Here is a 5,544-nt window from a genome sequence, read left to right as displayed (position 1 = left end):
GGCGAAATTAGACCGACAACTGAAACTTCAGGAATAAATTCGTTTGACCTTATTAAAAAATACGCCTTTGAAAATGCCCTTTACGTTGATGCTGAACAACAAATTAGCGATAATTTTTCGGTGTCTTATGGTTTAAGAATGAGTTCGTTTTTAAGACTAGGTCAAGATGAATTAAATGTATATGAAAATGATGAAGCTGTGGTGTTTAATCAAGACCTTCAAATTTATGAAAAAGCCAGACCAATTGGAACCGAAAGTTCTAATCGCTCTGATGTAATTGAATCGTTTTTAAATTTTGAACCACGATTTTCTATGTCTTATCAGTTAAATCAAAATACAGCTGTAAAAGCAAGCTACAACCGAATGAGTCAATACTTGCATTTATTATCAAATACAAGTTCTCCAACACCATTAGATGTTTGGGCACCCAGTGGTAATTTTATAAAACCGCAGTTGCTAGATCAATTTGCGATTGGATATTTTAAAACGATTCAAAATGATGCGTATTCACTAGAAATAGAGAGCTTCTACAAAACCATTCAAAATAGAATAGATTATATTGATGGTGCTGATTTAATTGCTAATAATGCCATAGAACAAATTGTATTAAATGGACGAAGTCGCGCCTATGGCTTAGAGATCTTATTACGAAAAAATGAAGGTGCCTTTAAAGGTTGGCTAGCCTATACCCTATCAAAATCTGAACAGCAAACTCCAGGACGAACTCCTCTCGAAACCGGTATCAACAACGGCGAGTGGTACAGTACACCTTGGGATAAAACACACGACATCTCACTTACAGCAAGCTATAAGGTAAGCGAAAAATGGAGTTTTAGCTCTAATTTTATATTTCAAACGGGTTTGCCAGTAACCTTTCCAAACGGACAATATGTATATAACGGTTTGTCTGTACCAAGTTTTGAATCGCGAAACGCAAGCCGATTGCCCAGTTACCACAGGCTTGATGTTTCGGCCATTTACAACCCAAAACCAGATAGTACCAAACGATGGAAAGGTGAATGGGTTTTTAGCATTTACAATGCCTACAATCGCAGAAATGCAGCTTCTATAGATTTTAGACAAAACAGAAATACTGGACAAAATGAAGCAGTACGACTGGCAATTTTTGGTATCATACCATCCGTAACCTACAATTTTAAGTTCTAAATATGAAACAATTAGTTACATACCTATTGGTCTTTATCACTCTTTTGTCTTGCGAAGACGTCATTGATGTAGATTTAAACACCGAGGCACCAAGATTGGTTATTGAAGCCTCTATTAATTGGCAAAAAGGAACCACAGGAAATGAACAAACTATAAAATTATCGCTAACAGCGCCATTTTTTGATGAAACAGTTCCTCCAGCCAATGATGCAGAAATAGTCATTACAGATAGTAGTAATAACAACTTCATATTCAACGAAATTGGTAATAGTGGGATCTATATCAACAATAATTTTATACCAATTATTGGTGAAACTTATAATCTTACTATCATTTATGACGGAGAAACCTACTCAGGCACTGAAACGCTTCAACCCGTGGTTCCTATAGACTTTGTGGAGCAAAACGATAGTGGTGGTTTTAGTGGTGAAGAAACTGAATTAAAGGCCTTTTTCCATGATCCGCTGGATTCAGAAGACTACTATTTTTTTGAATTTATAAATGATATTCCAACCATTCCGAGTCTTGAAGGTTACAATGATGAGTTTACCAACGGCAATCAAATGTTTGGCTTTTACACTGAAGAAGAACTTAGCGCAGGCGACGAAGTAACCATTAGAATTCACGGTACATCAGAGCGTTTTTACAACTATATGTTCATTTTATTACAACAAATTAGTGAAGAAGGCGGTGGACCATTTGAAACCCAGCCAGCCACGGTTAGAGGTAATATGGTAAATCAAACCAATCCAGATCACTTTCCATTTGGGTATTTTAGACTCTCAGAAATGGATGAGTTTATTTACGTCGTCGAATAATTGTCTGTTATAGTGAAAATAGGATTTGTTTTATAACCTGAATAGTTAGTTTAGGACGTATCAAAGTCCTACCAAAGTCCTACCAAAGCCCTACTTAAAGTATAAAAGGTGATAAAATGAACGTTATAAAAAAATCTTGAAAGTAAACTTTCTGCTTATACCAAACTCAACTTAATTACTTGTTTTTTTGATTACATATCGATTTATTGTGTGGAAGACGATAAAAAGTAAACAGCTTGTATTTATCAATGCAAAAAACCTGTAATTTTAGCCTATGCAATTCAAAAAAATCACAGAATCCGATTCGCATTACTCAAATATTGAAACTATGAGTACCACGCAAATCTTACAATCGATCAATAAAGAAGACTATACCGTTGCATTAGCCGTAGAACAAGTCATCCCACAAATAGAAATTCTTGTCGATCAAATCTCGGGAAAAATGAAAAACGGTGGTCGCTTGTTTTATATTGGCGCCGGTACCAGCGGCAGACTGGGAATTTTAGACGCTAGTGAATGTCCACCAACCTTTGGCGTTCCTCACGATATGGTAATCGGATTAATTGCAGGAGGCGATAAGGCCATCCGAAAAGCTGTAGAATTCGCTGAAGATTCATTAACCCAAGGTTGGGAAGATTTAAAGTCACACAAGATAAACACTAACGATGTAGTCATCGGTATAGCAGCATCTGGCACGACGCCATATGTTATAGGCGCTCTCGAAAACTGCAATAAAAATAATATTTTAACAGGAAGCATTACATGCAATCCCGGAAGTCCGTTGGCAATTCTGGCGCAATTTCCTATTTCGGTAGTTGTAGGCCCGGAGTTTATCACAGGGAGTTCACGTATGAAAGCCGGAACTGCTCAAAAAATGATCTTAAATATGATTTCTACCGCTGTCATGATAAAACTCAACAGGGTAAAAGGCAACAAAATGGTAGACATGCAATTAAGCAATAAGAAGCTGGTTGAGAGAGGTACAAATATGATCATGGATGAATTAAACCTTCCACAACAAGAAGCCCAAGCCTTACTTTTAAAATATAAAAATGTGAGATTAGCCATTCAAAATTACAAAGATGGAAACCAATAGAACCGATAAAGAGATGCTGGTAAAAGGCATTAAAATTATGGTAATCACGGCACTATGTATGTTTATTGGACCTACACTGCTTTACATCGCCTTTGCAAATCCAGAAGGGAATCTGTATTTAATAACCTTAATTGTCGGTGCATTAATTTGTGTCACCTCCCTAATTCTTGCATTTTACGGTCTTAATACTATTATGAATAGTATGTTTAAAGGAAAGAAATAGCTTTTTAGAATTAAGTTTTTTTATACGCTTCAAATACCATCTATCTAAAAATCACCCAATGAGGTGATTCACTTCACTGTTTAAATAAATATCTTGTTCTTAACTTGTAATAAGAACACAACTTGTTTAACTATCTAATATTTAAGATTATGAAATTTACACTAATTCTATTTTGTATATTTTTTGTTTCATCATGTAAAAACGACAAAACATCTACCGACCTAAAAAATGTCAAAAACACCATCAAAGCAGCTACTAAAATGGAAGAAATGAAAGAAGAAGTAGCTGATTTGTCAAAAATTACGCCCATAAGTAAAGAAGACTTTAAGGCATGGTTGCCCGATGAAATTGATGGTTTGAAGCGCACTAAATACACTGCCGGAAACGCTATGATGGTTAACATTAGCTCTATTGAAGCAACTTATCAAAACGAAGACAGATCCAAAGAAATAAAGCTCAATGTTATTGACCGTGCCGGTGAAATGGGAGCCGCTTCCACGATGGGTTTAACAATGATGTTTTCTATGAATTTTGATGAAGAAACAAACGAGAGTTACAAACGCACGGTTACCAAAAACGGTATTAGAGCGGTTGAAGAATACCATACTTTACAAAACAGAACCGAATTGCAAATGCTTCAAAATAGTGATCGGTTTTATGTGAATCTCAATGCCAAAGGTTACAACCCGGAAGAAAGTTGGGCAGTTCTTAAAAATTTCAATTTTAAAGGATTGAAATAAAAGGAATGCTTATCATATTTAGCAGTTCCATCTGATGCAACACACTGAAAAGTAGATTTTTCGATTCAAACAATCCAAAAAAATAGTACTTTAACATTTTCTATTTAACCTATAGAAAATGAAGGCTATTTTTTTAATCTTTCTCATGGCAATAGTTTGTGGTAATTTGTCAATTGCCCAAAGTCCTGATGTGGTTTTTTCTCATTTAAGCGTCAAAGACGGACTTTCACAAAACTCAGTAACTGCAATACTTCAGGATAGCAAAGGCTTTATGTGGTTTGGCACCCACGACGGTCTTAACAAATATGATGGAACCGGTTTTAAAACCTACCGGCAGGAGCGCAACAATCTCAATAGTATCAGTAACAATTACATCTGGGATTTGTATGAAGATGCCAATGGTGTTCTTTGGATAGCTACTTTTGGCGGTGGACTCAATAGTCTAGATCTGAAAACAGGCGTTATCAAACGTTTTACTAAGTTACCCAATGACCCAAATTCATTTCCCAGCAACCGCATTTTTTCAATTTATGAAGATATTGAAGGGATTCTTTGGATTGGCGCTAATGAAGGGCTTATTCGCTTTGATAAAAATAAAAAAACATCCCAGCTATACCTCTCCACCATTTCGCCAGAAGGTGTTTTACAAGACAACTATACCGGTATCGTATCCGCAGATGGCAAAGGCAATCTTTGGCTGAGAACCGATAATGGTCTCACACATTTCAACACCCAGACTTTTGAACCCACTTACCATACCCATAGTCCTTTTTCAAATGCAATTCAACTAGGGGATATTTACGATATCAAATGGCATAATGAAAAATTGCTAGTGGGGTGTAATGCCGGTTTACTTGAAATAGATATTTCAAACAATACTGATAAAATGTTATTAGCTTCTTCAGAAGTTTCTCCTTTAAATACGGCTGTTAGCTTTCAAAAAATACATCCAATAAATACTCATCAATTTTACATTGGAACACATTCCGGTTTACTGTTTTTTGATAGCAAGAAGAATAGTTATTACTTGTATCAGAACATTAGAGAAGATGAAAAAAGTTTGGTTCATAACCACGTGCTTAGCTTAACACAATCCAATGACGGCGTTGTTTGGGTGGGCACCAGAAACGGCATTGGTAAAATAGAGTATGCCGAGCCTGATTTTATTCATTATAGAAACTTTTCATTGCCTAATGCCTTATCGGAAAAAAACATCAATTCCTTTGTAGAAACAAAGGATAATTTATTGTGGATTGGCTCCACATCCGGATTGAATTTATATGACAAAGGCAAGAATGCATTTGTTGATATATCGGCAATTAGAAGTCAAATGAATTCAGACTATATCTTGCATATCTCCAAAGACCGAAAGGAAAATATATGGATAGCTACACGCACCGGTGGTTTTTATCGCATAGACCCACAACACAATATCAAAAAAATAAACCCCAACAATAAAGATTGCTCAACAGCACGCGTGCATATTATCACCGAAGACAA

6 protein-coding genes are annotated in these 5,544 nt (G+C 35.9%); all 6 read left to right on the top strand.

The features are described from left to right. On the top strand, nt 1–1,167 hold a 1,167-nt coding region (locus tag V7Z48_RS13315), incomplete at its 5' end, for a TonB-dependent receptor plug domain-containing protein (RefSeq protein WP_334114104.1). Nucleotides 1,168–1,169: 2 nt separating this feature from the next. Further along, a complete protein-coding gene (locus V7Z48_RS13310) occupies nt 1,170–1,985 on the top strand; it encodes a DUF4249 domain-containing protein (RefSeq protein ID WP_334114102.1) in 816 nt (271 codons plus the stop codon). Nucleotides 1,986–2,259: 274 nt separating this feature from the next. Beyond that, nucleotides 2,260–3,081 (top strand): N-acetylmuramic acid 6-phosphate etherase, encoded by an 822-nt coding sequence (murQ, locus tag V7Z48_RS13305; RefSeq protein WP_334114100.1) that lies wholly within the window; start codon nt 2,260–2,262, stop codon nt 3,079–3,081. Beyond that, nucleotides 3,068–3,304: a DUF6095 family protein gene (locus tag V7Z48_RS13300; protein WP_334114098.1), complete on the top strand. Its 237-nt coding sequence runs from the start codon at nt 3,068–3,070 to the stop codon at nt 3,302–3,304. Before murQ ends, V7Z48_RS13300 begins: the two co-directional genes overlap by 14 nt. Before the next feature lie 149 nt (nt 3,305–3,453). Further along, a complete protein-coding gene (locus V7Z48_RS13295; RefSeq protein ID WP_334114097.1) occupies nt 3,454–4,044 on the top strand; it encodes a hypothetical protein in 591 nt (196 codons plus the stop codon). Between the two features lie 145 nt (nt 4,045–4,189). Beyond that, the coding region (locus tag V7Z48_RS13290; protein WP_334114096.1) for a ligand-binding sensor domain-containing protein at nt 4,190–5,544 on the top strand (1,355 nt) is incomplete at its 3' end.

The sequence above is a fragment of the Paucihalobacter sp. genome (assembly GCF_036825875.1).
GTDB lineage: Bacteria > Bacteroidota > Bacteroidia > Flavobacteriales > Flavobacteriaceae > Paucihalobacter.
This window is presented reverse-complemented; position numbering and strand designations above follow the sequence as displayed.